This is a genomic window from Streptomyces sp. URMC 123 (assembly GCF_051386515.1).
Classification (GTDB): domain Bacteria; phylum Actinomycetota; class Actinomycetes; order Streptomycetales; family Streptomycetaceae; genus Streptomyces.
The window spans coordinates 1-969 of the sequence record NZ_JBPQTV010000645.1; the positions used below are offsets into that span (position 1 = coordinate 1).

Annotated in this window: 1 protein-coding gene; it reads right to left on the minus strand. The window is 76.2% G+C overall.

Annotated elements, in window-relative coordinates:
• Positions 1–943: 3-hydroxyacyl-CoA dehydrogenase family protein (locus tag ACSNOD_RS31405; RefSeq protein ID WP_436770475.1), on the minus strand; the 943-nt coding region annotated here is incomplete at its 3' end.
• Between the last annotated feature and the right edge of the window lie 26 nt (positions 944–969).

The following is a 969-nucleotide window of genomic DNA, read 5'->3' on the forward strand; positions in this document are numbered from 1 at the left end:
AGCCCGCGACGCCGACCGAGCGCACCTCCCGCCCCGGCGCCGCCTCCGTGCCCGTCGCCGGGGTCAGGGCGTCGGGCACCACGGTGGCGCTGTCGGGCGCCTCGTAGGTGTAGAACCCGCGGCCGGCCTTGCGGCCGGTCAGCCCGGCGTCCGAGAGCTGGCGCAGGATCGGGGCCGGGGCGTGCAGCCGGTCCCGGGAGGCGGCGTACATCGCCTCCAGGACGGTGCGGGCGGTGTCGATGCCGATCAGGTCCAGCAGCGCCAGCGGCCCCATGGGCAGCCCGCAGCCCAGCCGCATGGCGGCGTCGATGTCCTCCCGGCTGGCGTACCGCGACTCGTACATCGCGGCGGCCTGGTTGAGGTAGCCGAAGAGCAGCCCGTCGGCGACGAACCCCGGCCGGTCGCCGATGGCCACCGGCTCCTTGCCCAGCTCGCGGGCGAGGGCGGTGACCGTCTCCACCGCGTGCGGCGCGGTCAGCACCGAGGAGACCACCTCCACCAGCTTCATCGCCGGCGCCGGGTTGAAGAAGTGCAGGCCCAGCACCCGCTCGGGGCGGGCCGACTCGGCCGCCAGCCGGGTCACCGACAGGGCGTTGGTGCCGGTGGCGAGGATGGTCTGCGGGCCCACGACCGCGTCGAGCGCGGCGAACACCTCGTGCTTGAGGGTGTAGTTCTCCGGCACCACCTCGATCACCAGATCGGCGCCGGCCGCCGCCTGCAGATCGGGGAAGGTACGGAACCGGGCGAGCGCGTGCCGCCGCTGCTCCTCGGTGATCCGGCCCCGGCGCACCGCGCGGGCGGTGGACGCCTCCAGCGCGGCCACGGCGTGGCGGGCGGCGCGGTCGCTGATGTCGATGCCGATGACCTCGCGGCCGGCCAGGGCCAGCACCTCGGCGATGCCGGTGCCCATGGTGCCCAGGCCGACCACGGCGACGGTCCGCAGCGCGGCGGCGGGCGAGGGCGCGGGGG